We start from the raw sequence: 25,100 nt of genomic DNA, 5'->3' as shown, positions 1-25,100 counted from the left end.
AACCGCGGCTGCCCGGCCTGGTGTGAGAGGAGCTGCCGCAGCGTCGTCCGGTCCTTGCCATGCCGCCCGTAGGACTGCCAGTACTTCGCGACGGGCTCGTCCAGTTCCACCGCACCGTCCTTCACGGCCACCAGAGCGGCGAACGCGGCGAACGGCTTCGACAGCGAGTACGGCTGCACCAGCGTGTCACCACGCCAGGGGTGCCGCCGCTGCGCGTCGGCCCACCCCGCGCACAGTTGGACGACCTCCCGGCCATCCCGCCAGATCGACAGCCCCGCCCCGGTCTCCCGACCGTCGTCGACGAACCCCTGGAGCGTCTCCCGCACGGCCTCGAACCCATCCGCGACGAACCCCTCGACCCCAGCCATCTTCCCCCCACGTCTCGTCGACCGCGTGGAGCCCACATCGTATCCGTGGAACCAAGGTGGCAACGGCGTCACCGATCAGACATCGTCCGCCACGTCGTCAGTTCTGGTAGCCCCCTCACATCGTGAAAGGATTGACGACCATGACCGACGCCAGACCACTGGGCGCCGCCGAGGCCACGTTCATCGCGGCGGCCCACTCAGGCGACACGGCGCGGTTCGCGCTCCTCACGGAGCGCCACCGGCGTGAGCTGCAGGTGCACTGCTACCGGATGCTCGCGAACTACGAGGACGCCCAGGACATGACCCAGGAGACGTTCCTGCGAGCGTGGCACAAGCGGGAGTCGTTCAAAGGCCAAGCCGCCCTGCGAACCTGGCTGTACCGAATCGCGACGAACGCCTGCCTGGATTTCCTGGACAAGCGCAAGGACCGCACACCCGTACCGTCCGAGCTGGCGGATTCCGCATCCGAGCTGCCGTACCTGCAGCCCTACCCCGACCGAATGCTCCCCGAGGACCCACAGGAATCGGTGGTGGCCCGGGAGACGATCGAGCTGGCGTTCGTCGTGGCCGTCCAGCACCTACCGCCGCGACAACGGGCGGCGCTCATCCTGCGCGACGTCCTGGGCTGGCCGACGTCAAAGGCCGCCGACGCTCTCGGCCTGACCGTCGCATCGGTGACGAGTGCACTACAGCGGGCCCGCGTGACGATGCGCGAGCAACTGCCCGACCGCCGCCTCGACTGGCGCAGCCCAGCCACCCACGAGCTGTCGAACAACGAGCGCGCCGTACTGAAGTCCTACATGGAGGCCCACGAGCGCAACGACCTCGACGGCCTGATGTCCCTCCTGCGCGACGACCTACGCTTCGCGATGCTGCCCGACCCGGGCACCGTGACCACGACGGCCAAGAACGCGGTCGACGGCTGGGTCTCCGGCGGCCTCTTCCAACCCGGCCACGACGACTGGCGCGGCATCGCCACGACGGTCAACCGCATGCCAGCCGCCGTGCTGTACCTCCGCACTCCGGACGACCCGGAGTACCGGCCGTTCGCCATCTCGGTCCTACACATCGTCGACGGGAAGATCGCCGAACTCACCGGATTCGACACCACCGACAAACCATGGCTGGACCTACCCCCGACACTGTGATCCGCGTGTCCCCACCGTCGACGGGTCCAGCGCACGGGCGGCAGTCACCGCGGAATGAGGACGCCACCAGCTCCCCCCGCCGGCGGTCAACAGCTCACTCGCAACGCCAGGGCCTCACGGTGCGCGTTTTCGCCCTGGCCTCACGAGCCGGTCGAGCGGGGGTTCATCGTCTGGTCTCGTATCGGGTCAGCAGTACGCCGCCGGGAAACGTCCGGGCCTCCACCAGGGCCAGGTTCACCCAACTGTCCAGCGCGGTGAAGAACGGAGTGCCGCCACCCACCAGGACCGGCACGGTGACCAGCACGTACTCGTCGATCAGCCCGGCCCGCATGGCCGCCCCGGCGAGCGTCGCGCCACCGATGTCCATCGGGCCGGCGCCCTCGGCCTTGAGCCGGGTGATCTCGGTGACGGCGTCACCGGTGACCAGGCGGGTGTTCCAGTCAACCGTGCTGGTCGTCGAGGAGAACACCACCTTCGGCATGTCCAGCCAGCGGTGGGCGAACTCGATCTCCGCCGGTGTGGCGCCGGGTTGCTGGTCGGCGGTCGGCCAGTGGGAACTCATCGCCTCCCACAGCTTGCGCCCATACAGCGCCAGGCTCGTCGCCGCCACCCGGTCGGACCACCACTGAAACAGCTCGTCACTAGGGGACGAGTCCGGCCCCTCACTCCCACTCCACCCGATGTCGTCACCGGGCGCGGCGATGTAGCCGTCCAGGGTCACATTCATGCCAAAGGTCAGTTTCCGCATGGCGCCAGCCTCCTGTGTTGATCTCACACATACAGACGGTCGCGGCGCGAGAACCTAATCGGTGCACGCTCTGCGTCCGCAGATAGTCGATCCACGCCTCGACGATCAGACACGCGACACCGGCGACGACACCGGTAGGTACGAGCGGCCCCGCCCATGAGCCACCCAGGCCACGGCACGCGCACTCCAGATCACGAACGGTAGCGCCTCTCCTTGCGAAACACCGCACGCCCCAGTGCAACGCCCGCCCGCCTGGACACCGTCTTGTCCACCGACACTGAAACCTTCTCAGCATTGAACGGCGCCCAGCCGGAATAAAAGTTCCCCGCCGTCCACCCAGTCATGACGCCACCCCGAAAATGTTCCCCAAGAGCTTCTTTCAGGCGATATCGAACTCAACAAGCTCCCGAGAAGCGAAAAGTTCGGACGACAACCCAGCGACGCCATCTTTCAGTTTCGACGGAGTCTCCTGACTGTATTCAACCCCAATAGTTCCACACAACACGCCGCACGACAGTGTTGCTTCCATAAGTAGATTCTTAGCCCAGTCAACCCAGCTTCGCCGACCTCCGCTCGTTCTTCCGCCATAGCTCGATAGGCATCCCCAAGCCTTGCGCCGAGACGGACACAGCGATCGGATGACGATCCACACTCGGCGCGGCGAGGTACTCTACAACAAAAGCCCCGAGACTCTTGCCCTAATATCCAGAAGGGGGTTGTGGCAGCGTAGGCCAGCGCACCAGGCAAGGGTGGCTCTGACAGTACCTGTATCACCAGGGTCTCCCGGGAATCCAGGGCGCCTGCCAACCTTCTGCCGTGGAAGCAAGGAACGAAGACCAAACGTCGGACAACCAGTTCACCACTCACGCAGACCTTTTCGATCTGAGTGGGAAACACGCACTTGTCACTGGCGGCACCAGTGGCATTGGCATGATGATAGCGCGCGGCCTTCTGCAGGCGGGCGCCCGCGTCGTTATCAGCTCACGCAAGGCAGACACGTGCGCGGAGGCACAGCACCTACTGTCCGAATTCGGCGACGTGCAAGCAATCCCCGCCGACCTGTCCAGGAACGACGAGTGCCAGCGCCTCGCCGATCTTGTCAAGGCCGACTCGGAACGCCTGGACATCCTCGTCAACAACGCGGGAGCGATGTGGCGCGAGCCGCTGGAGACGTTCCCGGGCGAGGCCTGGGACGCGGTGATCGACATCAACCTCAAGTCGCCGTTCTGGCTGGTGCAGGCGCTGCTCCCCGCACTTCGCAAGGCGGGCACCGCCGATGATCCCGCGCGGATCATCAACATCGGCAGTATCGCCGCCATCCACGTCGCCGAGTCGCCCAACTACTCGTACGCCAGCAGCAAAGCGGCACTCCACCAACTCACCAGAGTGCTTGCCAGAGAACTGGGCCCAGAGCACGTCACGGTGAACGCGGTAGCCCCAGGACCGTTCCCGTCGAAGATGATGGCGTCCACGCTCGATGCCATCGGCGACACGATCGCGGCGAAGGCTCCTCTGCGCCGGCTCGGCCGCGACGACGACATGGCAGGTATCGCCGTGTTCCTCGCCAGCCGGGCCGGTTCTTACCTCACGGGCACCATCATCCCGATCGACGGCGGCATCGCCACGACCGCGTCAGGTACCTAGGCGTCGACGCCGTTGGGGGTACCAGCAGGACCTCCCTTCGCCTGCGGACAGGGCCTACGGTGACGAGGTGGCGACGACCGATCTGCGCACTGAGATCAAGGAGTTCCTGAGCTCCCGTCGCGCGCGGATCACGCCCGAGCGGGCCAGACTGCCCGCACACGGCGGCAACCGCCGGGTCAAAGGTCTGCGTCGCGAGGAGGTAGCTCTACTGGCAGGGGTATCGGTCGACTACTACGTGCGCATGGAGCGCGGCAGCCTCGCCGGCGCCTCCGACGGGGTGCTCGACGCGTTGGCCTCCGCATTGCAACTCGACGAGGCCGAGCGCGATCACCTGTTCCACCTCGCGCGGCAGTCCAGGGCGCCCGGCGGTCCACACCGCCGGCGACCCGCCGCGACGGTGCGTCCCGCACTTCGCCGGGTGCTCGACGCCATCACCGACGCGCCGGCCTGGGTTTGCAACGGCCGTTATGACGTGCTGGCCATGAATCACCTTGCCCGCGCGCTGTATTCGCCGGTGCTGGCCGACACGCGACGGCCGGCGAACACCGCGCGGTTCGTGTACCTGGATCCCGAGGCGGCAGAGGCGTTCTTCGTCGACTATGACCGAATCGCCCGCGATGTGGCCGCGAAGCTACGCATGGAAGCCGGCCGGAATCCGCACGACGAGGACCTGATCGCCCTGGTCGGTGAATTGTCGACACGCAGTGAACTGTTTCGGCAGCGGTGGGCATCTCAGGACGTTCGGCTCCACCGGTCCGGAGCCAAGCGTGTGCACCATCCGGTAGTGGGCCGGCTTGACCTGGACGTCGAGTCGATGGAGCTGCCTGCCGAACCCGGCCTGCTCCTGAACGTCTACACCGCGCCCGCTGGCACGGCGTCCGCGGACGGTCTGGCCCTGTTGGCATCGTGGGCGGCCGGCCAGGAGAGGCTAGCGACCGAGATTCAAGCACTCAGCTGATATTCCAACCTTTCAGTCGGTCGCGCCGCGTGACTCGCGGCTGGCGGATGTCGGCTCGCTGCGGCGAGGGGTGGCTCGACCGGGGTCTCGGTGTCGCCGGTCCCGAGGCCGGCTCAGGTTGGCCGGGCGGTGGTCCGGAGGCCGTCCATCAGGAGGTTCAGCAGGCGACTGGCCTTGGCTTCATGCTGGGGCCGGGGCGCCACGGTGAAGATGCCGATGAGGGAGGCCGCGATGTCCTCGGGGCTGACGTCGGAGCGGAGGTCACCTGCCGCGCGGCCGGCATCGAGGATCGTGGTGATGGCGGCCAGTAGCTCGGTGCGGGTCCGCACGTGGGCGATCTCGCCCGATTCGATCATCGCGAGCAGCGTCTCGAGCATGCCGTTCTTGGTCGCGATCCAGTCCCCGAACAGGTCCATCCAGCGCCGCATCGCCGAGGCCGGGGGTAGGTGGCCGAGCAGCTCGCGGGCGCCGGTCGTCAGGCGCACGACCTGGTCCCGGTAGACCGCGTCGACCAGCGACTCGCGGGTCGGGAAGTGCCGGTAGAGCGTGGCGATGCCGACCCCCGCCTCGCGGGCGATCGCACGCATCGACGGCTCGGCGTCAGCCGACATGAACACGCGGGTCGCCACCGTGAGCAACGTGTCGCGGTTGCGGGCCGCGTCCGCCCGTGGCGCGCGTGTCTCCACATCAGTCAAAACGGATCACGCTCCGGTTGTGTTACCGTCGTCCATGTAAACGGAGCATAGTCCGTTTCGCTGCCGAGGAGACAGGTGTACATGCGAGAACAGCACGATCAACCGCCGGCAGGCAGGAGCAGGGCGGTCCGGCTCGATTCGTTCGGCGGCCCCGAAGTCCTGGACGTCCAGGAGATTCCCGCTCCGCAGGCCGGCCAGGGGCAGGTCCGTGTGCGGGTCACCGCGGCCGGCCTGAACCCGATGGACTGGATCATGACCGCCGATGCGGACACCGCCGCCCGGTTCGGCTTGAGCCTCCCGGCCGGGTTCGGGACCGACTACGCGGGAGTGGTCGACCAGGTCGGCGCCGGGGTGACCGGCTTCGCGCCTGGCGACCGCGTGTTCGGGGGCGCCCTGTCCCGCGCCGTCGCAGACCACGTGGTGATCGACCTGGCCGAGGGCGTCGCGGCGAACGAGGTCCACCGCACCCCCGACGGCGTCGACGACCGCACCGCCGCCACCCTCGCGGTCGCCGGCCGCACGGCGTCCGCCACCCTCGCGGTGGTCGACCCCGGCCCGGACGACACGGTGCTGATCGGCGGCGCGGCGGGCGGGGTCGGGGTGTTCGCCGTGCAGCTGGCCCGGCTCGCGGGCGCGCGGGTGATCGGTACAGGATCGGCGGGCTCGGCCGATTTCCTCCGCGATCTCGGCGCCGAGCCGGTCGCCTACGGCGACGGCCTCGCCGACCGGGTCCGAACCCTCGCGCCCGCCGGTGTCACCGCGGCCATCGACCTGCACGGGACCGAGACAGCGCACGCGGCAAGGCAACTCGGCGTACCGGACGCTCGCATCTGCACAATCGCCGCACAGGTCGACGGCGTGTCGGCGGCCAACGGCGCGAACGCCGCGCCCGGCGCGCTGGACGAGGTCGCCCGCCTGGTCGCGAGGGGCCAACTCCGGGTGCCCATCGCGGCGAGCTTCCCGGTCGAACAGATCCGCCGCGCGGCCGAACTCCAGGCGGGCCGGCACGTGCACGGCAAGGTCGTCATCGACCTGTAGCACCAACCGTCCTCGCGCGGCGGATCGCTGATAACGGGCGTCCCGGAAAGTTCTCAAAGAAATCTGGGAGGCGGTGTCGGATCGGGGTGGAGGTGTTCGTAGCAGGGGTGAGGCCGCTCGCGAGGGGCGGCGCCAAAAGGTGAGGAACCACGATCATGAAGCTGACGACCATGACCCAGGTAACCGTTGATGGAGTGACGCAGGGGAACGGTGGCGCGTCGGAGGAGGACCGCGGGAACGGGTTCGAGCGCGGTGGGTGGGCGCTGGGGAAGGGCGACAGCGAGACCCACGCGTTCATGAACGAGACCTACGACCGCGCCGACGGGTTCCTGTTCGGCCGGCGGACCTACGAGCTGTTCGCGGCCTCGTGGGGCACCTTGACGGAACAGGACGTCCCTGGCTGGGAGCCCGTCATGCGGTCGTTGAACAACCGGCCCAAGTACGTCGCGTCGACCACGCTCACCGATCCCGCCTGGGCGGGCACCACCGTCCTGCCCGGCGACCTCGCGGCCGCCGTCCGGGAGCTGAAGGCAAAGCCGGGCGGTGAGCTGCAGGTACACGGCAGTGGCACCCTGATCCAGTGGCTGCTCGCGAACGACCTGGTCGACGAGATGACGCTGCTCGTGGTCCCGGTCGTTCTCGGCCAGGGCGCGCGGTTGTTCCCGGAGAACGGCCCGGATCTCGCGCTCGACCTGGTCGAGTCGCGAGTCGACTCGAAGGGCGTGACGATCCAGGTCTACCGGCCGGCCGGGCACCCGCGGTACCCGACGGCCTGAAACCACGCTGTCTTGACACACAACGGAAGGTGATCTTCACATGCGGTATCTGGTTTCCGTGATCGATGACAAGGACAGTCCCGGCAGCACGGACAGGCAGCCTGCCATCAGCGCGTTCAACGAACGGCTGATCGCCGAGGGTTACTGGGTCTTCGCGGGCGGACTCGCCGACACCGACGCGGCCACGGTCATCGACAACCGGGGCGAGCAGGCGGTGTTCACCGACGGGCCTTTCGCGGAGTCGAAGGAGTACCTGGCCGGCGTCTGGGTGTGGGAGGCCCCCGATCTCGATGTGGCGCTCAAGCTCGCCACCGAGGCGTCGAAGGTCTGCGACCGGAAGATCGAGGTGCGTCCGTTCCAGTGAGCCACGTTGAGGCGATTACCCGGGTGCACCACGAGGAGTGGGCACGGGTGGTCGCCACACTGACCAGGCGCTTCGGTGACCTCGACATCGCCGAGGAGGCGGCCGCCGAGGCGTTCGCGACCGCGGTCGAGCGGTGGCCGGCCGACGGCCTGCCACCCAACCCCGGCGCCTGGCTGACCACCACCGCCAACCGCAAGGCCATCGACCGGATCCGGCGTGAGAACAAGCGCGACGACAAGCACAAGGAGGCTCAGATGGTGTACGACGACCCGCCCGAGCCCCTCGGCGCCATCGACGACGACCGGCTCCGGCTGATCTTCACGTGCTGTCACCCGGCGCTGGCGATGGAAGCCCGCCTGGCACTGACGCTGCGCATGGTCGGCGGTCTGACCATGCCCGAGATCGCCCGCGCCTTCCTGGTGGCCGAGACCACCATGGGACAGCGGATCACCCGCGCGAAGGCCAAGATCAAAGCGGCGCGCATCCCCTACCGCGTGCCGTCCGCCGAGGACCTCCCGTCCCGCGTCTCCGGCGTACTGGCCGTCCTCTTCCTCGTGTTCAACGAGGGCTACCTGGCCTCCGGGCCCGACACCGATCCCCTGCGCCACGACCTGACCGCCGAGGCGATCCGGCTCACCCGCCTGATCCGCGCCCTCCTGCCGAACGACGGTGAGGTGGCCGGACTGCTGGCGCTGATGCTGCTCATCGAGGCCCGCCGGCCCGCCCGGGTCTCGGCCACCGGCGAACTGGTCGCGCTCGACGAGCAGGACCGCGGCGCCTGGGACACCGGGCTGATCGCCGAGGGCCACCGGCTGGTGCGCGAACGCCTCGCCGCTGCCGGCGCCGGGGTCGCTCCGGGCCGCTACCAGATCCTCGCGGCGATCAACGCCGTGCACACGTCCGCCCGCGACATGCGCGACACCGACTGGTCACAGGTCCTCGCCCTGTACAACCAGCTCATCCGCGTGGACCTCTCGCCGATCGTCGCCCTCAACCGGGCCATCGCGGTCGCCGAGCTCGACGGCCCGGAGGTGGCACTGGCGGCCGTCAACCGCCTCGAGGACAAGCTGGCCGGCTACCACGCCTACCACGCCACCCGCGCCGACCTGCTGCGCAGACTGGGCGAAAGTCAGCAGTCACGCGCGGCGTACGACAAGGCCATCGAGCTGGCCGGCAACACCGCAGAGACCGCCTACCTGACCCGCCGCCGCGACCAACTCCAGTAGCACCCACGGATTCCGACTGGCACCCCACGCGGAGGTCGGTGGGCGCCTGCCGATGCATTTCGCAACCTGTCACACCAGCGACCTGTTGCGCGAAACGGAATTTCGTGTCCTCTGTGGCAGGTCGATAGCTTCGGGTTCATGGAGTGGAGCTTTCAGACGGCCGAAGAACTCGCCGCCGCGTTGCGCGCCGGTGCGGTGTCCTCTGTAGAACTGACCGACGATGCGATCGCCCGTATCGAGCGGGACGACGAGGCGATCAACGCGATCTGCGTCCCGGACTTCAACCGAGCGCGGGCCGCCGCGCACCATGCCGACCAGGCACGCGCGCGCGGTGAGGACCGACCGCTGCTCGGCATTCCGGTGACGGTCAAAGAGTCCTACAACATGACCGGGCTGCCCACGACCTGGGGCATGCCGCAACACCGGGACTACATGCCGGTCGAGGACGCGGTACAGGTGTCGCGACTGAAGGCCGCGGGCGCGGTGGTCCTCGGCAAGACCAACGTGCCCTTGGGGCTGCAGGACATCCAGACCTTCAACGAGATCCACGGCACCACCAACAACCCGTGGGACCACGCTCGCACGTCGGGCGGCTCCTCCGGTGGGTCGGCCGCAGCCCTGGCGTGCGGGTTCGGCGCGCTGTCCATCGGCTCCGACCTCGCCGGCTCGCTGCGCACCCCCGCACACTTCTGCGGCATCTACGCGCACAAACCCACGGTCGGACTGGCCGCGACCCGCGGCATGGTCCCGCCCTCCGAGCCGGCACTGCCGGTCGATCTCGACCTCGCTGTCGCCGGTCCGATGGCGCGTACCGCCCGCGACCTCGAACTCCTGCTCGACGTCATGGCCGGACCGGACCCGCTGACGCTCGGCAAGGCGCACACCGTGACCCTGCCGCCCGCTCGCCACGAGCGGCTCGGCGACTTCCGGGTCCTGGTTCTCGACGAGCATCCGCTCATTCCGACCGGGTCCGCTGTGCGGGCGGGCGTGCACCGGGTGGCCGACGCGCTCGCCGGCAGCGGCGCCCGCGTCGAACGGCACAGCCCGCTGCTGCCCGGTCTGACCGAAGCCGCGACGCTCTACACGCAGTTGCTGTTCTCGGGCTCCGTCGCGCGTTTTCCCGTTGACGCCTACGAGCAGCTGCAGACCAGCGCGGCCGGACTGAGCGCGGACGACCAGAGTCTCGACGCCGCGCGGCTGCGCGCCATGGTGTTCACCCACCGCGACTGGCTCGAGGTCAACAACCGCCGCGAAAACCACCGCCACGGCTGGCGGCGGCTGTTCACCGAGTTCGACGCCGTGGTGTGCCCGATCACGCCAACCCCCGCGTTCCCGCACGACCACAACCCCAACCCGCTGGAACGGCGCATCGACATCGACGGCGTCGCGTACCCGTACTTCGACCAGCTCGTCTGGGCCGGCGTGGCCACCATGCCCGGCCTGCCCGCTACCGCCATACCGACCGGCCGGTCCCCCGAAGGCCTGCCGGTCGGAGTGCAGCTCATCGGTCCGATGTTCGAGGACCGCACCCCGCTGCGGCTGGCCGAACTGCTCGAGCACCAGACCGGTGGTTTCCAGGCACCTGCTCGACCAGCGGCATGAGCGGCTTTCAGCCGTTGTGGTGGCGGGAGACGAGATTGAGCAGTTCTGCACTTCGCCGAACACGTGATGTTGGTCAACGTCAGTCCTCGCGGGACGTTGGCGGGGTCATGCTGTTGCCGTGAACCGTTACCTGCTCGACAACCGCCGTCCGGAAGCGGGCGAACGGTTCGCGGCGCTCGCCGAACTGTTCGATCCATGGACGTTTCGCCACCTCGACGACCTGGGACTTGGCGAGGGGTGGCGGTGTTGGGAGGTCGGTGCCGGCGGCGTCTCGGTACCGAACGGCCTGGCAGAGCGCGTGGGACCCGGCGGCCGGGTGCTCGCCACCGACATCGACGTGTCGTGGACCGAGGCCGCGGCAGGCGGTGCACTGGAAGTACGTCGCCACGACGTGATAACCGACCCGCCGCCGGCGGAGAAGTTCGACCTTGTCCACGCCCGACTGGTGCTGGTCCACCTGAAGGACCGCGCGGCCGCGTTGCGGGTCATGACCGACGCGCTCCGGCCAGGCGGCTGGCTGGTGATCGAGGACGGGGACCCCTCACTGCAGCCGCTCGCCTGTCCAGACCAGCGCGGCCCCGCCGAGGAACTGGCCAACCGGATGCGCACCCGTATCCGCGCACTGATGGCCGAGCGCGGTGCGGACCTCGCGTACGGTCGCACGCTGCACAGGCTGCTGCGTGAAGCGAACCTGGAAGACGTCAGCGCGGACGCCTACTTCCCGATCGGATCACGCGCCTGCACCATCCTGGAGGCGGCCACGGTCCAGCACGTCCGCGACCAACTGCTGGCCGCGAAACTGGCGACCCCCGAAGAGATCGAGACACACCTCGCGAACCTCGCCAGCGGCGCCGTACACCTCATGCTCGCACCGATGATCACCGCATGGGGCCGCAAGCCGGCCTGACGCTCGTCGGCATGTCCCAGTTCTGTGGCATTTCCTCAGCAACAGCGTACGCGATGGCGGTGGCGCGGAGCCGACCCATCGCCTCCGCGACGACGCGGCACTCGGCACTCGGCACGCGTCGGCGCAGCATGACAGGTCGGCACGGGCGATCCCGCTGTTCGACGCAATCCTGCCGACGGCGAGCGGTGTTGGGTGCCTACCGATCGCCGGCACGAGAGTGCCTTCTCCGTCGACCTGACCGGCAGCCACGGCTGGGGCGTGTTCTTCGCGACCGACGCGCTCAGCCAGGACGTCCCCCGGTGCTCATCTGATCTGACGGGCGGGATTGGTCAGGAGGCGGCCAGTTGTTGGTTGAGCACGTCGAATCCGGCGTCGAGGCGGATCACCTGGCCGGTGACTGAGCCGAAGCCGCCGTCGGCGAGCAATGAGACCGCGGTGCCGATGTCCCCGGGTTCGAGAACTCGGCCGTGAACCGACCGTTGCGCGAAGGATGCGCGCCTGTCGTCGTCGAAGACGCCGGCTGTGGCGTCGGTGTTCACCGCGCCGAGTGCGACGGTGTTGACGGTGACGCCGTACTGCCCGGCGTCCGCGGCGACGTGCCGGCTGAACGTGTTCAGCGCCGCCTTCGCGGTGGAGTGCGCGGCGATGATGCCGACCATGTCGGCGACGGTGCTGGAGATGTAGATGATCCGTCCGGCACGCTGCTCGCGCATGATCGGCAGGACTCGCTGGGTCAGGTGGTAGGAACCGGCGAGTTCGCCGACGACCTTGCCGACAAACGCGTCCCATGGCAGCGACGCGAGCGGCTCGAACGGCGGCTGGACCGTGTTCGCGTTGCACACCAGCACATCCACGCGCCCATGCTCGGCGCGTATCCGGTCGACCAGTGCGGCTACCTGCGCGTCGTCGCACACATCGGCCTGTTCGGCCGCGGCGGTGCCACCTGCCGCCTCGATGTCGGCGACCACCTGCTTGGCCGCATCGGCATTGCGGTGGTAGTTCACGATCACGTGGTGTCCGCGCTGGGCCAGGCCACGCGCGATCGCCGCCCCGATACCGCGGCTCGCTCCGCTGACCAGTGCCACTGTGCTCGTCATCAGTTCCTCCTCATGTGCCATGGGAGAGCCGACGCTAACCATCGGGCTTACTCAAGGTAAGGACTTACCTGTGCGTAAGCTCCCAACATGGGAGAAAATGTTGAGGCCAAGCGACTTCCCCGCAACAGGCACAGTGACCTGTTCCACAGCGAATGCCGGGGCCGGACCATCTTCGACCACGTCACAAGCCGCTGGGCACCGCTGGTCCTGGTCAAACTGGCCGAAGGTCCGCTGCGGTTCTACGAACTGCGTGACCAGATCGGCGGGATCAGCGAGAAGGTGTTGTCGGAGAAGCTGCGCCTGCTCTCCCGAGACGGATTTGTCGAGCGCACGGTCGAGCCGGCCATCCCGCCGCGAGTCAGCTATGCGCTCACAGACATGGGCCACAGCGCCGCCAAACCGTTGCGCCAGCTCATGCGCTGGGTGGCCGACCACGGCGACGCCATCCTGACCGCCCAGACACGACACGACGACCAGAACTGACAACGCCAAGGTTTCCGGACAACGTTGGAAACCTCGATCCTTCATTGTTTGATGGAGGCTCTGATATGCCCCGACAGCTACCGTGTGTGCGAACACGGTCAGCCGCGCAGGTCGGGAACCACACCCGCCAAGTTATCCGGCGGAAGACATCAGCTGAGGTGGGTTGCCGCGATGTCGTGGAACTCGGTCGCCAGTGGGTTGGGGTCATTGGCGCGAGTGGCGAGCACGACCTGGCACGGGTCGAAGCCCTCGACGGGAACGGTCGCGAGGTCCGCGCGCAGCGTGCTGCGCCGGTCACCGGCGGGCAGGATGGCGATGGCGCGGCCCTCGGCGACAAGTTCAAGCTTGTCCTCGAACGCGTCGCCAGGGCTCGTATCGAGCGGCCCGCTCCAGATCGTGGGAGAACCTGTCCACCATTCGGTGTGAACCTCATTCGGCCAGATCGAACGCGGCTACTACACCAGACCAAGTGAAGACGACTGGCAACCCGCCCTCGACGACCGCCTCTGGGACGGCGACCTCATCCACGGCGTCGTGCACTGGCAAGAACGGCGCGCCTGACCTAACTACGTCGAGTTTCTCGCGCTGGGAGATTGCTTAATGTCCTTGGTCATGGCAGAGTCCCGGACTGGGCGACTCAAGTTCGCGCCGCTCCCCGGCAGGTGTCACAGGGTCACATGGGTCTGCTGCACGAGTAGGTGACAGTTGTAGTCACGCAGCCTGGCTGGCTGGTGTGGTCATGATTGCTTCGTATTCGAGGGGGGTCAACCTGCCGAGGGCGGCTTGGCGCCTGCGGCGGTGGTAGTACTCACCGCAGTAGCCACCATCCTGCCGTACCCGTACAGCCAGATCGCGGCTGACGCGATCACACGGTTGCGGAACACCGTGCGAGACACGACGGGCAGGCGGACGCTGCCGCCCACGCCCTCCGGCCCCGAGGTGACCGGACCCGTGCGGTGGACCCGCGACCGATACGGCAGCCGCTTCGCCGTCACCGCACCCATCACCACTGACGATCAGCCGGAACGCTGGTACCTGTGGGACATCGACGCCTGCGGACACCAGGCCTTCACCGTCCACAGCGGCTACTACCCCACACCAGAGGCAGCACTCACCGCCTGGCAGACCGGAGTCGGCCCAACCGCCGCCGGCACTGAACTGGCCCCGGTGGACGACCCGTGGCTGCTGGCCGACCTGCTCCCCGCCGAGGAAGGACCTCTCCGTGCCGGCGGGGAGAACACCGAACAGTTCGCCGAGTACCACCGCAGCAAACGCCTGGCCGAAGCCGTCAAGCACGCGTCGCGACGACGAACCCCACCCGACCGCGGGTTGAACGCGGCCACCGCCGCGGCCGAGTTCGCCACCTGGCTGCGTGACCGCGAGCAGGAACTGCCGGAAGACCCGGACGAAATGGCCTCCGAACTGGCCGACTCCTGGTGCATCAACAACATCGACGCCGTGTTCACCGCGTGTTCCCCACACCGCGTCGCCCTGTTCATGCAGCACGTGCACGGCTTCTACGTCAACGACTTCGCCGTCCGGCTCGTCGCCCTGCTACCCCGACTGGATCCGTTGGCTGGCCGCACACACGGCCACACCGCCCGAACTGACTGAACGCTGCCGGCCCTATGCCCATGGCCACCCACACCCACAGAGCATGACGGACAACCGAACCGAGCCCGACCACCTCGCCCGCGTCATCGAATAGGCCAATCCGCACCGCGAAGCCGTTTCCCATCCGTGAGCCGGCTGTCGCACACATCGCGGCGTCACAGGTTGGCATGATCGAGCTTGGCGATGAACGACGTCTTGCGTTTGTGCCGGTCACGCAGGTGGTCGAGGTACCTGTCAAAGCCGGCAGCGTCACCGGCGGCGTGGTAGGCGTCCCGGAGTCGCCGGAGCATCTTGATGGCCTTGCCGTACCGGTACTTGTCGGTGCTGGCGTCCAGCCGGCGCTGGACGAGCCGTTGCCACGGCTCGATCACGTCCCCTGGATGAGTGGGTTGGCGCAGCTCGATGAGCTGCTGCCAGCGTGAGTCGAACAGGTCCTCGACATGGTCGGCCGCGACCTGCCAGGCTTCGTCCAGTTCCCCCTCGTCGAGGTACACGCCGATGAGGTGGTCGGCATAGCAGGGCTGCCCGATGGTGGCCTCCCGGAGCCGGCTGACCGCCTTGTCACGTACACCGGACCAGTCACCGATGCGTTCGGCGGTGCGACGCAGGTCATCGTAGTTCGTCTTGATCGGGTTCCCGTCGAACAGTTGCCACCGCAAGGCGAACGCCTCGTCACTGGCGCCGCGCTCGAGCAGCAGGTCCACATAGTCGTCACGAAGTTTGCCCTTGTCGATCGAGTTACCGATCCCCAGCCCCTGTCGTGCCCACCGCTCCGCCTCGGCCACGCGTCCGGCGTTCCGCAGCACGTTGACGATCTTGCGGTACTGCGGGGCCGCGTAGAGATCCTCGGCCAACACCGCGACGTAGCGGTCGACATCGCCGGAAATCTCGGCCAGTTGCTCGCGCAGCACACGAATCCCGAAAGGCGTCCTGCCGAACGCATCCGGCTCCGCGGTCCGCGCACGGTCCTCGACCCGACGCGCCAGCTCGGCACGGCCCTTCTCCCCCAGCGCGACCGCGTAGTCACGCAGCTCGAAGTCCGGCCAACCCGGCCCATCCAGCCGCAACTTCGCCAACCAGCCCGCCAGCCGTTTCGGATCGGGTGGCGCGACCGCGCAGGCACGCGCGTGGACGACCATCAGCGCACGCAGGTCCTCACTCAGGACGCCGGAAGAATCGTCGACGTACATCAACGCCGTCGTCACCAGATCGACCGCACGCCGCGCGAGAGCCGGCACAGCGGCCGGCTCACTGTCGATCAGCGCCGCACACGCCGCCACGACGTCCCGCGCCAGCTGGGAATACTCACCTCGTCCGTGGCGCGGGTGCGTCCGGCGATCGCGCCGCAACCCGTCGATCAACCGACGTGCCCGCTCCACTTCGACATTCGTCACGAGTGCCATCCAGCCTCCTGCGTCACCTCTGTGTTCGCGCCGACAGGTCATCCCGCTTCGCGGTCAGCCAAGCCAGGTCGGTCTCGGCGGTGTGCCGCGCGGTCCTGGCGCGGGTGAACAGCTCATCGGTCTTCGTGAGCACGAGTGTGTACGGCCGGCCCTGCCGCCGGGTCTGGTGCCGCACCGGCAACCCGGCCGCGTCGATCTGGGCGTGCACGTGCCGGCGTCCATCCTTCGCCAGCGGCCACTCCAAGGTCCGCCGCGACCGGGAGCCGAGAAACTTCGCCAGCGTGTCGCACAGCTCGCACCGGCACCCGGTCCAGGCGATCGACCAGTCGTCGTCCTCCCGTTCCGGTCGCGCGAGGATGGCGGCGAGCCGTCGCGCGCAGTCCCGCGCGATCTCGTCGAAGCCCGCCGCCGACCGCGAGGCCACCACACGCAGCGCCGGCATCAGGCACTCCAGCACCGTGTCCCCGTACACGCGCAGCGCCGTGGTGATCTCCTCGCGCAGCGTGTCGTCAGCAGCCTCGACCAGCCGTGTCAACGGTGAACTGAGCTTCTCCAGCTGTGGTCGGCGGATCTCGGTACGCGCGGTCGTGGTCCAGGTCCGCAGCTCGTCGTCCAGCCAGTGCCAGGTTCCGGCGGCCAGCAGCCGCACCACCTCCGGTCTCCCGGCGGCACGCAGCGCCTCGCACAGCCCTGGCAGTCCCTCGACCCACTCGTGCCGGTCGGTCCCGGGGTGGCGTCCCCGCCCGAACCACCCGTTGATGAGATTCCGCGTCCACTCCTGGCCATACCGCCCGGCCACTGCCGCCAGGCCGCCCGCGTGCTCTTGCGTAAGCGTCTCCACATGGAACGGCTCCAGTAGCATCGCGGCCGTCCCGGCAGCACCCAGACCCGCGGCCACGTCCAACGCGGCGGCCAGCAGTTCCGTCCGTGGCGCGGTTCTGTTCCAGAACGGTGCGAGTGACTCCGCCGCAGCGCGTGCTCCCACCAGGTCGCCGGCGTCGATGCGGTCGCGGAGCTCGTGCAACGCCCACTGCGATCCGGCCTCGGCACGCGCCGCGAACGCCCGGTCCCGAGGCCACACGACGACCGCGGCCCGCCGGTACCACCGGTCCACCGTGTTGCCGTAGTTGCCCATGTAGCCCTCGTACTCGGACTCGTAGGGCTCCAGAGCCTTGCTCGGGGTGGTCGCGCACACCTCGTAGTCGGGGACATACAGCGAGATCGGCTCGCCGCCGCCGTCCGGGCTGGTCCACCAGCCAAGGGTGATCTCGTCGTCGATCAGATCGGTGAGCTGGTACTCGCCGGGATCCGCATCGTCATAGTCCTCGTCGTAGTAGTCGACCCACTCGTCAGACGGTTCGACATCCCAGGTCTCCTTCACCTCGGCGAGCGCCAGCACCGTCTCACACCCGGATTGTTCGGCTGCGGTGTGCAGCAGCGCGGCTCGCTCCGCGTCGGCGCCCTTGAGCCGGTGCCAGGCCAGGCCCCGCTGGGTGTACTCGTGGTCGAGCAGGAAGACCAGCCGGTTCGGCGGGTCGATCTCCCGCCCGCCGTAGCGCGGGGTAGCCGGCATGGTGAAGTGCTCGGTCAGGCACTGCGCCAACTCGGTGACCGGACCGGCCTCCGGCGCCGGAGTCCCGGTGTCGGCGAGCAGGTTGAACGTGATCGTCACCCGGTACCCGGACCGCACCGGCGTCACCTCGTGCCGACAGTCGGAGTAGAACGCGACGAACGTCAGGTCCTCCCTCGACGCGCGGTAGGTCCTGGCCTCCCCTGCGTGGTCGATGACCAGTTCCCCGCCGGTGTGCGCCGAGGGCAGCGACATCACCAGTGTGCCCACCATCGCGTCGTGCTTCTCCGAGTCCTGGTGGGGGAGGAAGAACTGCCCCTTGCCATAAACCAGCATCGCGTGCGGCTCAATCCGCAACCGCGCGCTCCGCGGCAGGCCCAACTCGTCACGGAAGTGCTCCAACACGCCGTCCAACAGGGCCATCCAACCAGGACCACCGAGCGTGAACTGGTCCGGAGTCAACTCCCACGTGTCACGGACACCGGTGTCGGACAACGTCTCCGCCCCCCGGCCGAACATCGCCGGCCGCGCCACCGCGATCAGCTTCTTCGCCTGGGGCGCGCGGATCGGAAGCCGTACCGGCCCGACCCCGGACACCTCAAGCTCCAGCAGATGTGCCGGCGCCAACAGCTGAGCACTGAACGACCCGGCCGGCTCGACGTCGTCGAACAGCCCCGCCAACCGATCCCGTGCCGTCCTTGCCATGTGTCCCCTCACTGTGCTCACCGGACATCGCCCACCTGGGTCACGTCGCCGGCTCGAGAAGCGGCGCGTGGGTTCCCTCCGCCAGCAGGTTCAGCCGTACCAGGTAGCGGCCGAGCGGCGTCAGCTCGACCGTGGTACCCGGAACAGGGACAACGGCCCAGATCGGCTCACCCGGGAGCTCGCTCGCCGCGCGAACCACCTCGGTATCGATGTCGGTGGGCACGGTGACGGCGACCGCCCCGGCTTCGGTCCCGACCAGCAGACCGGTACGCACCGCCACACCGGCCAGCACAGTCAGCATCTCGTCGGCGCCCGGCCCGTGGTAGTCGGTGACCAGCTTGTCGATCAGACCGCCGAGGTCCACCGGCCCATCGGCCCGGTACAGCTCACCCAGAGCCCTAGGCCCCCAGGGCCGGCTGAACTCGTCCAGTTCCGGTGCCGACCCGTCCCCGGGGGCCAGTGGCGTCGGACCGGTCACCGCGATGTCGACGATCTCCTTCCACACCGACAGAACGTGCTCCGGGCCGGCATCGTCGGCCATTGCCCGCTCCACCGCCGCCAGCCCCGGACCGGCGACCACCGTGGTCCGGTGCAGCCGCAGGATCTCGACTTCCAGGGCCAACCACCAGCCGCGGATCAAAGCGGCGTGATCACGAGGATCACGGACGGAACCACCAACCTCGGTGCCCAGGGCATCGGCCAGCAACCGGGAATCGGCGGATGAGGGAAAGCCCTTCCTGGTCACTCCCCTGCCCGCACCCGCCCACCGCCCGAACGCGAGCATCCCGCGCATCAGCATCGACTCCCGCGCGACCTTGGCGAGTTCGTCGACCGGTGGCAGGGCGACCGGCGGGTTGATCGGCACCGCCGAGCAGTCCGGGCAGGTGTCCGGGTCATGTCGGCGGAACTGCGGCGGGACCGGCACACCCGGCGCTATCGCGGCGACCTGACTGTCCCGGACCACGAACTGACACGTCAGCAGTTCGGGTTGCCGGTCGAGCAGAACACCAAGCACCGCACGCCGCCGCGCGGCCGGCGCCGTGCTGAACTCGGCGGCCCAGGCATCCACCGCGGCGTCGTCGGCGAGGTCGACCCCGTCGGTGCGCATCGCGACGAAGACCCGCTTGGCCAGACGCCACACCGACTCGTCCGCCATCGCCGCGGGAAACCGCGCGGCCGCCCGGTCCAACTCCTTACGCAGCGCCGCGACCCGCATGCTGGCCGGGTGGAACCGATCGGTGTCGTCCAGAAAGTCCACCAACACCCGCACCACGACAGGGCCCAACTCCGTCAACCGATAGACATCCGTGAGCCGGGGAGCAGCCGTGTCGACGAGCAGCCGGTGCACGTCACCGGTCTTCCACAACGTCGGATCCTGGCTGTTGAGCCAGTTCTCCCGCGCCTCGAGCAGAACCTCCAGACAACAGACCGCGTCCCCGTCCGCCAGCCAGTCACCATCAGGCACGTCACGGCCGGACAGCCACTCACGGACATCCCGAACGATCCTGACCGAGGCACGGTTGAGCATGCCGACACGGTAGTGACCGTCGGACGGCCGGTATCTTCGGCCGGGTGCCTTCCGATCTTTCACGCGCCGCCAGTGCCTGTCCCGTGATCGCGGCGGCGGTCCGCCTGGCCGAGTGGGCCGGCGAGGACGGCGTACCGGTCACCGCTGGCGGGTCACTACGGCCCGCCGACGTTCCCACCGCATCGGCAGCACTGGGGATCCTCACCCGGGCGAAGATCCGGCGGGCAGCCGACAGGCCCGAGGTGCACCGGCCCTGGCTCACGGCCGTCGCCGCAGGTCTGATCACCATCGCCGACGGCCGCGCGGTCCATGCCGGCCGGTTGAACGACCCACTCGCCGCCTGGTGGGCGGGATTGCAGGCGCTGCTGGCCGCCGAGGCCACCGACACCATGGGCGTGGACCCCCGCATCACCGCCATGGTGACCATGGACGTCGTAACCCGCGAGCACGTCGACGACGGCTGGGGCCTGCAGCACCGGGTCAACCACCTTATGTACGACCGCGGCGACTGGGACAGCCTGGCGGACCCTCAGCGCCACGGCCGCGTCCACCCGGCCGGGGCCGCGCTGGCCCTGCTGCGACTGTTCGGTGCCATCAGGGGAACAGAGCTGACACCACTGGGCGCCTGGGTCCACGCGGAGCTACGGAAGATCGTGCCGCCCCAGATCACCCCCGAGCTACCGGCGGCAGACCTGCTGGAACAACTGGCCGGCACCGACGAGATCGACGCCTGGAACCGGGCCCGCCGCTGGTTCGGCGACCGCACCAGGGAACAGATCGTGACGGAACTCGTCCCGTCCGCTGCCGACGCCTCCCCCGCCGAACAGATCACGGCCATCACACTGATCAGCGATCTGGGCGACAAGGCGGTCACCGCGTTGCGTACCACCGAACCGATGCCCGCCAACCTGGCCGCACACACCCGCCTCCTGGCACACCAGCACGAACTGGCACCCATGCCCGACACCAGCGACCTGGTCTGGCTGGCCACGGAGTACACCCACGCCGACCTCGCCCACCACGGCGTCGCCGCGGCACGCTACACCGCCACGGACGCCCTTCACCATGCCGACATCGACCTCGGCACCGGCGGGATCGACCGGATCGTCAACAGCGGGCACCCGCACGCGGCGGCGGTCGCCGAAGCCCTCGCCACCGTGGCCGGGACGGCCGTACCGGTCCAACAACTCAGGATCTCGCTGTCCGGGCAATGCTGGCGCCGGGTGCTGATCGCGGAGAACGCAACCCTGGAGACACTCCACCACGTGATCATCGCGCTGTTCGGCTGGGACGACGACCACCTCCACATCTTCACCGTGGGCCGCCGCCACTACGCCGACTCCCTTCACGGACTCGAGGAAACCGTGCCCGAGCACACAATGCGACTACACCAGGCGCTGCCCCACTCCAAGGCCACGATCTCCCACACCTACGACCTCGGCGCGAGCTGGAAACACGAGATCCTGCTGGAGAAGGTCCTCCACGACCACCCACTACCGCAACCGGAATGCGTCACCGGCAAAGGCGACAACCCGATCGAGTACTACGACCCCGACGAACCCGAGGACCCCGTGCCCTTCGACGCCGAGGCCATCAACACGCGGCTACACAAGCTTGCCGCCACGTAATACCGAACCGTTTGGTCACCTGACGGGGCCTGAAGTCAGTGCCGGGCCCTTGAAGACCTCGCGCGTGTGCCAGACAACGTGTGCCTCGGCGGGGGACGGGGTACCGGGTCTCGGGTTCAAAGGTCGTCGGTGGAGGTCATACACGGCCTGGCCAGTGTTGGTGCGGCTGGTGAAGCTCGCCGACACGGCGATCCGCAGATCATCACCAAGACTGAGACCCAGAGCGCCACGGTCGAACAACTTGTGGTGCAGCGAGCACAAGGCAAGGCCGTTGTCCGGGTCATCGGGTCCGCCGAAGTTGAACCACCGAACATGCGCCGCCTCGACCCCAACAGTGGCCGCGCCGAGCTGGCCGTCAAAACCGCAGAACGCGCACTGCCGGTTCCACGCGGTCAGAACGGCAGCAGTCCAGGAACTCCGCCGCGGCCTCGCCGCGGCGAACCGGTCAGTCGTGGTGAGAATCGTGTCGGGATCGAGCCCGACCGCCATCAACACATCCGGCGCGACGGTCGGCGGAAACTCGGCCTCAACCAGATACCGGGCAGCCGCGGCAGCGATCTCCGGATCGCGCAGGGCATCCTCGAGCCGCGGATCCAGCCGCCCCACAACCCGGTTAGCCGTGAGCGGCTGCACCCGATCCATCGGCACATCACGGTCAAGAATCCAGATCCCGTCCGAACGCAGCCGGGTGAACGGATAAGCCGCCCGCTGCCCCGGCGGAGTCACCGACGGCGTACCGTGATCACGAATCAGATCCGCGAGTTTCTCCACCGCAGCCGACCACGCAACAGCGCTCGACCCGGTCGCAACCAACTGACCGAGCACGTACAACACCAACAACGACTTGTGCGGCGAACGCTGCCCCGCCCGCTGATGCCGCCGCAACGACGACAGACACGCCAACACCTCGACCTCGGTCATCGCCCCAGTCCCCACACCCGCAATCATGACCGACCCCACCGCCGAACTCGACCACCAACACAACCCAGCACCCGGCGATCCACCGCGTGGCGCAGCCGCGCCGCCTGCGGCGAGTCTTCGATCTCGTCCTCCCACACGCCGAACGGAGCACCGCCGCCGGTGTAGCCCACGACGAACATCCGCCGGCCACCCACCCACACCCAGTCAGGGTCGACGAACCGCGTGTCATCGAGTTGCCCACGGTAACTGGCGCACCGGAGCGAACCCAGTCCCGTGCGGAGGCCAGGCGAGCCGGCTCGCGCATACGGTGGCGGCGAGACTGCATGACTCCGACTATCGCAGGCACCCGGCCTCCGCCAGAGACTACGGTGGTCCGAATGCTGGACCTGAGTCGACTTGACCTGGACGACATCGCCCAAGCCCTGTCGAACCAGACCGACTACGAACACCGATGGCTGATCAACCCGGACACCGGAGAAATCCTGTTCTGGACCTCCGACACCGGCATCGACGGCAAGACACCCATCGACCTCGACGAACTGGACGAACTCCCCATCAACCCGCTGCCGTCCTACGTCTGGTACCAGGACATGGCCGACTTCGCCGAACGAGTCAGCGACGAACGCGCCAGCCGGCGACTCACCCGGGTGATCCAGGGAAAGGGCGCCTTCCGCCGGTTCAAGGACGAACTACACGAGGAGTTCCCAGAACTACTGCCCGTTTGGTACACCTTCCGCGACACCCGAGCCCGCAACCGCGCGATCGAGTGGCTGGTCGACAACTCACTCATCGACAACAGCGCGGCCACTCAGTACATCGCCGAGCACCCTACCCCGGACCTTCCCTAGGCAACCGAGTCGATCAGTAGCACCACCCGCTCGTCCCGGCCCGACAGCGCTGCTGCTCACCTTCCACGCCACCTGCACAATCACCGTGTCGGCATGAGCCCGGGCGGGGCCTCAACCGCCGACGCGATCTGCGTCAGCCCCGTCATCCTCACCCCGTGCGTAGCGGCAACTACTCGCTGCTTGATCGACTTGCGCACGAGCGATATGAAGCGCATACCGGTCGTCAACCACTCCATCGCAGGTTCACGGGAGGTTGTCATGGCCTGGATCGAGCAAACCGGACAACATGCCTGGCGTGTGCGCTACCAGCGAGACACCGGCCGCTACGGTTCCATCTCCGGATTCAGCAACAAGAAAGCCGCCACCGACTACGCCAACGATCTCGAATCCGACCGGCGCCGAGGCTCCTGGATTGATCCAGCAGCCGGGAACATCACCACGTCGGCCTGGTCCGTCGTGTGGGTGGAAACCGTGGACGTGGAAACACGAACCGAGGAGAACTATCGCGCCTACCTGCGTAACCACATCCTCCCCCGCTGGGGCTACACCACCCTCGGTGACATCACCGCCCTCGACGTGACCACCTGGCGCAAGGACCTGCGCAAACGCTATGCCGCCTCCACCGTCGCCGGCATCCTCACCGTCTTCTCCATGATGCTCGACGACGCCGTCGACCAACGCCTCATCCCCACCAACCCCGTCCACCGCCGACGTCGCCGCGGCCGCAGACGCGACCACGCCCCTTCGCGGCTGGAGAAGGTGTTCGCAATGCCCGAACACGTAATACAGATCGCCGACCAAGCCACCATGCTCGGCGGCCCCTCCGCCGGGCTGCTCGTCATCACCGCCGCCTGGACCGGCTGCCGCTGGGGCGAACTCGCCGGCCTCCAACGTGACCACATCCACCTCGACCGCGGCACCATCATCATCGACCCCGAGATCGGCGCCCTGCACGAATCCGCCCACGAACTCTGGCTCGGCCCACCCAAGACACCCGCCTCAGCCCGCACCATCCCCCTGCCCCCATTCCTCATCGAACTACTCCGCGAACACCTCGCCGCCACCACCGGCACGTTCGTGTTCACCAGTCCTCTCGGCTGCCGGCTGCGCCGCAGCACGTTCGACCGCCGCGTGTTCCGGCCCGCCGTCGACGGCAACACTCGCAAAGGCGCCCAACCTGTCCGCCCTGGGCTGACGTTCCACGGCCTACGACACAGCCACAAGACCTGGCTGATTGCCGACAAGATCCCCGAAATCGCACAGGCTCGACGCCTCGGACACCATCTGTCCAACCGACTCGCCGAGGTCTACAGCCACGTCGCCCCGGAGATCGAACCCGAACTTCTCAAAAACCTCGAACGCCGCTGGTACTACGCCCACCAAACCCGCCGCCCCAAAGACAGCCGACCCCGCCGCACACCGCCAGCACCCAGGTCAGCCCCACATGCACCCCACACCGCTGCCACGCTACGCACAACCGACAAACTCCGTCATCGATACCCTCGACCGCAGCACATCAAGCCACACCGCGGCGAAATGATCACCAACCGGGAGGCGAGAATCCTCCCGAATTCCTCCGTCTCGGTGCACACTCGCGACCAACGTCCACACCGGACCACACTCATCGAACTCATGAGAAAAGCCCTCCGACCAGGCAAAAACGCCACGATCGAAAGGCTTTGATCAACTGTGGAGCTGAGGGGGTTCGAACCCCTGACCCCCACACTGCCAGTGTGGTGCGCTACCAGCTGCGCTACAGCCCCGGTGTGTAGTACAAGTTACCCGATGCCACGAGGGCGTCCGCAGCGGGGTCCGTGGCTTCCCTCCCT

22 protein-coding genes and 1 tRNA gene are annotated in these 25,100 nt (G+C 68.0%); 14 read left to right on the top strand and 9 right to left on the bottom strand.

The features are described 5' to 3' along the window. Positions 1-368, bottom strand: a 368-nt coding sequence (locus VET29_RS16675) for a serine hydrolase domain-containing protein (protein WP_324921126.1), incomplete at its 3' end; no start/stop codon positions are given. A gap of 140 nt (positions 369-508) precedes the next feature. On the opposite strand from VET29_RS16675, the gene VET29_RS16670 reads away from it, so the two are divergent. After that, a complete protein-coding gene (locus VET29_RS16670; RefSeq protein WP_324921124.1) occupies positions 509-1,516 on the top strand; it encodes an RNA polymerase subunit sigma-70 in 1,008 nt (335 codons plus the stop codon). Positions 1,517-1,679: 163 nt separating this feature from the next. Here VET29_RS16670 and VET29_RS16665 read toward each other — a convergent pair whose 3' ends face one another. Beyond that, positions 1,680-2,264, bottom strand: a complete 585-nt coding sequence (locus tag VET29_RS16665) for a dihydrofolate reductase family protein (protein WP_324921122.1) — start codon at positions 2,262-2,264, stop codon at positions 1,680-1,682. Between the two features lie 816 nt (positions 2,265-3,080). Between VET29_RS16665 and VET29_RS16660 the strand changes: the two genes are divergently transcribed. Both VET29_RS16660 and VET29_RS16655 read left to right on the top strand, forming a co-directional pair. After that, positions 3,081-3,908, top strand: coding sequence for an SDR family oxidoreductase (locus VET29_RS16660; protein WP_324921120.1), 828 nt, complete (start codon positions 3,081-3,083; stop codon positions 3,906-3,908). A gap of 67 nt (positions 3,909-3,975) precedes the next feature. Then, a complete protein-coding gene (locus tag VET29_RS16655; protein WP_324921118.1) occupies positions 3,976-4,866 on the top strand; it encodes a helix-turn-helix transcriptional regulator in 891 nt (296 codons plus the stop codon). Between the two features lie 113 nt (positions 4,867-4,979). On the opposite strand, the gene VET29_RS16650 is transcribed toward VET29_RS16655, so the two are convergent. After that, positions 4,980-5,561 (bottom strand): helix-turn-helix domain-containing protein, encoded by a 582-nt coding sequence (locus VET29_RS16650; protein ID WP_324921116.1) that lies wholly within the window; start codon positions 5,559-5,561, stop codon positions 4,980-4,982. An 81-nt stretch (positions 5,562-5,642) separates the two neighbouring features. On the opposite strand from VET29_RS16650, the gene VET29_RS16645 reads away from it, so the two are divergent. The 6 genes from VET29_RS16645 (at position 5,643) to VET29_RS16620 (ending at position 11,474) form a co-directional block, all read left to right on the top strand. Next, on the top strand, positions 5,643-6,599 hold the full coding sequence (locus VET29_RS16645) for an NADP-dependent oxidoreductase (RefSeq protein WP_324921114.1): 957 nt from the start codon (positions 5,643-5,645) through the stop codon (positions 6,597-6,599). 155 nt (positions 6,600-6,754) lie between these two features. Beyond that, a complete protein-coding gene (locus VET29_RS16640) occupies positions 6,755-7,375 on the top strand; it encodes a dihydrofolate reductase family protein (RefSeq protein WP_324921112.1) in 621 nt (206 codons plus the stop codon). 40 nt (positions 7,376-7,415) lie between these two features. Next, the gene (locus VET29_RS16635; protein WP_324921110.1) at positions 7,416-7,739 is read left to right on the top strand and encodes a YciI family protein; all 324 of its coding nucleotides are present in this window, start codon (positions 7,416-7,418) and stop codon (positions 7,737-7,739) included. Beyond that, positions 7,736-8,965: an RNA polymerase sigma factor gene (locus VET29_RS16630; RefSeq protein WP_324921108.1), complete on the top strand. Its 1,230-nt coding sequence runs from the start codon at positions 7,736-7,738 to the stop codon at positions 8,963-8,965. Before VET29_RS16635 ends, VET29_RS16630 begins: the two co-directional genes overlap by 4 nt. A gap of 138 nt (positions 8,966-9,103) precedes the next feature. Beyond that, entirely contained in the window at positions 9,104-10,567 is a 1,464-nt protein-coding gene (locus tag VET29_RS16625; protein WP_324921106.1) for an amidase, read from the top strand. A gap of 118 nt (positions 10,568-10,685) precedes the next feature. Further along, complete coding sequence (locus VET29_RS16620; protein WP_324921105.1) at positions 10,686-11,474, top strand: class I SAM-dependent methyltransferase; 789 nt, start codon at positions 10,686-10,688, stop codon at positions 11,472-11,474. 329 nt (positions 11,475-11,803) lie between these two features. Here VET29_RS16620 and VET29_RS16615 read toward each other — a convergent pair whose 3' ends face one another. Continuing rightward, a complete protein-coding gene (locus VET29_RS16615; RefSeq protein WP_324921103.1) occupies positions 11,804-12,559 on the bottom strand; it encodes an SDR family oxidoreductase in 756 nt (251 codons plus the stop codon). Positions 12,560-12,658: 99 nt separating this feature from the next. Between VET29_RS16615 and VET29_RS16610 the strand changes: the two genes are divergently transcribed. Both VET29_RS16610 and VET29_RS16605 read left to right on the top strand, forming a co-directional pair. After that, positions 12,659-13,054: a helix-turn-helix domain-containing protein gene (locus VET29_RS16610; protein ID WP_324921101.1), complete on the top strand. Its 396-nt coding sequence runs from the start codon at positions 12,659-12,661 to the stop codon at positions 13,052-13,054. Positions 13,055-13,852: 798 nt separating this feature from the next. After that, positions 13,853-14,668: a hypothetical protein gene (locus tag VET29_RS16605; protein ID WP_324921128.1), complete on the top strand. Its 816-nt coding sequence runs from the start codon at positions 13,853-13,855 to the stop codon at positions 14,666-14,668. Between the two features lie 155 nt (positions 14,669-14,823). On the opposite strand, the gene VET29_RS16600 is transcribed toward VET29_RS16605, so the two are convergent. The 3 genes from VET29_RS16600 to VET29_RS16590 are packed head-to-tail and all read right to left on the bottom strand — an operon-like array spanning position 14,824 to position 19,874. After that, entirely contained in the window at positions 14,824-16,071 is a 1,248-nt protein-coding gene (locus VET29_RS16600; protein WP_324921099.1) for a DUF6880 family protein, read from the bottom strand. A 13-nt stretch (positions 16,072-16,084) separates the two neighbouring features. After that, a complete protein-coding gene (locus VET29_RS16595) occupies positions 16,085-18,346 on the bottom strand; it encodes a 2OG-Fe(II) oxygenase (protein ID WP_324921097.1) in 2,262 nt (753 codons plus the stop codon). 40 nt (positions 18,347-18,386) lie between these two features. After that, entirely contained in the window at positions 18,387-19,874 is a 1,488-nt protein-coding gene (locus VET29_RS16590) for a hypothetical protein (protein ID WP_324921095.1), read from the bottom strand. Between the two features lie 44 nt (positions 19,875-19,918). On the opposite strand from VET29_RS16590, the gene VET29_RS16585 reads away from it, so the two are divergent. Beyond that, positions 19,919-21,502, top strand: a complete 1,584-nt coding sequence (locus VET29_RS16585; RefSeq protein ID WP_324921093.1) for a plasmid pRiA4b ORF-3 family protein — start codon at positions 19,919-19,921, stop codon at positions 21,500-21,502. Between the two features lie 15 nt (positions 21,503-21,517). Here VET29_RS16585 and VET29_RS16580 read toward each other — a convergent pair whose 3' ends face one another. After that, the gene (locus tag VET29_RS16580) at positions 21,518-22,450 is read right to left on the bottom strand and encodes a phosphorothioated DNA-binding restriction endonuclease (protein ID WP_414636514.1); all 933 of its coding nucleotides are present in this window, start codon (positions 22,448-22,450) and stop codon (positions 21,518-21,520) included. Positions 22,451-22,800: 350 nt separating this feature from the next. Between VET29_RS16580 and VET29_RS16575 the strand changes: the two genes are divergently transcribed. Continuing rightward, positions 22,801-23,271, top strand: a complete 471-nt coding sequence (locus VET29_RS16575; protein ID WP_324921089.1) for a UPF0158 family protein — start codon at positions 22,801-22,803, stop codon at positions 23,269-23,271. A gap of 258 nt (positions 23,272-23,529) precedes the next feature. Then, positions 23,530-24,954 carry a tyrosine-type recombinase/integrase gene (locus VET29_RS16570; RefSeq protein WP_324921087.1) on the top strand — a complete coding sequence of 475 codons (1,425 nt, stop codon included), beginning with the start codon at positions 23,530-23,532 and terminating at the stop codon, positions 24,952-24,954. Between the two features lie 7 nt (positions 24,955-24,961). Here the strand turns inward: VET29_RS16570 and VET29_RS16565 are convergent. Beyond that, a tRNA-Ala gene (locus VET29_RS16565) sits at positions 24,962-25,034 on the bottom strand. Between the last annotated feature and the right edge of the window lie 66 nt (positions 25,035-25,100).

The sequence above is a fragment of the Actinophytocola sp. genome (genome assembly GCF_035634895.1).
GTDB lineage: Bacteria > Actinomycetota > Actinomycetes > Mycobacteriales > Pseudonocardiaceae > Actinophytocola.
The sequence above is the reverse complement of the archived record's forward strand: the minus strand, read 5'-3'. Positions and strand labels throughout refer to the sequence as shown.

Excerpts from the sequence above, each read along its gene's own strand:
- VET29_RS16670 (WP_324921124.1), top strand. The coding sequence starts at position 509 with ATGACCGACGCCAGACCACTGGGCGCCGCCGAGGCCACGTTCATCGCG.
- VET29_RS16665 (WP_324921122.1), bottom strand. The coding sequence starts at position 2,264 with ATGCGGAAACTGACCTTTGGCATGAATGTGACCCTGGACGGCTACATC.
- VET29_RS16645 (WP_324921114.1), top strand. The coding sequence starts at position 5,643 with ATGCGAGAACAGCACGATCAACCGCCGGCAGGCAGGAGCAGGGCGGTC.
- VET29_RS16640 (WP_324921112.1), top strand. The coding sequence starts at position 6,755 with ATGAAGCTGACGACCATGACCCAGGTAACCGTTGATGGAGTGACGCAG.
- VET29_RS16635 (WP_324921110.1), top strand. The coding sequence starts at position 7,416 with ATGCGGTATCTGGTTTCCGTGATCGATGACAAGGACAGTCCCGGCAGC.
- VET29_RS16625 (WP_324921106.1), top strand. The coding sequence starts at position 9,104 with ATGGAGTGGAGCTTTCAGACGGCCGAAGAACTCGCCGCCGCGTTGCGC.
- VET29_RS16610 (WP_324921101.1), top strand. The coding sequence starts at position 12,659 with ATGGGAGAAAATGTTGAGGCCAAGCGACTTCCCCGCAACAGGCACAGT.
- VET29_RS16600 (WP_324921099.1), bottom strand. The coding sequence starts at position 16,071 with ATGGCACTCGTGACGAATGTCGAAGTGGAGCGGGCACGTCGGTTGATC.
- VET29_RS16595 (WP_324921097.1), bottom strand. The coding sequence starts at position 18,346 with ATGGCAAGGACGGCACGGGATCGGTTGGCGGGGCTGTTCGACGACGTC.
- VET29_RS16590 (WP_324921095.1), bottom strand. The coding sequence starts at position 19,874 with ATGCTCAACCGTGCCTCGGTCAGGATCGTTCGGGATGTCCGTGAGTGG.
- VET29_RS16580 (WP_414636514.1), bottom strand. The coding sequence starts at position 22,450 with ATGATTGCGGGTGTGGGGACTGGGGCGATGACCGAGGTCGAGGTGTTG.
- VET29_RS16575 (WP_324921089.1), top strand. The coding sequence starts at position 22,801 with ATGCTGGACCTGAGTCGACTTGACCTGGACGACATCGCCCAAGCCCTG.
- VET29_RS16570 (WP_324921087.1), top strand. The coding sequence starts at position 23,530 with ATGGCCTGGATCGAGCAAACCGGACAACATGCCTGGCGTGTGCGCTAC.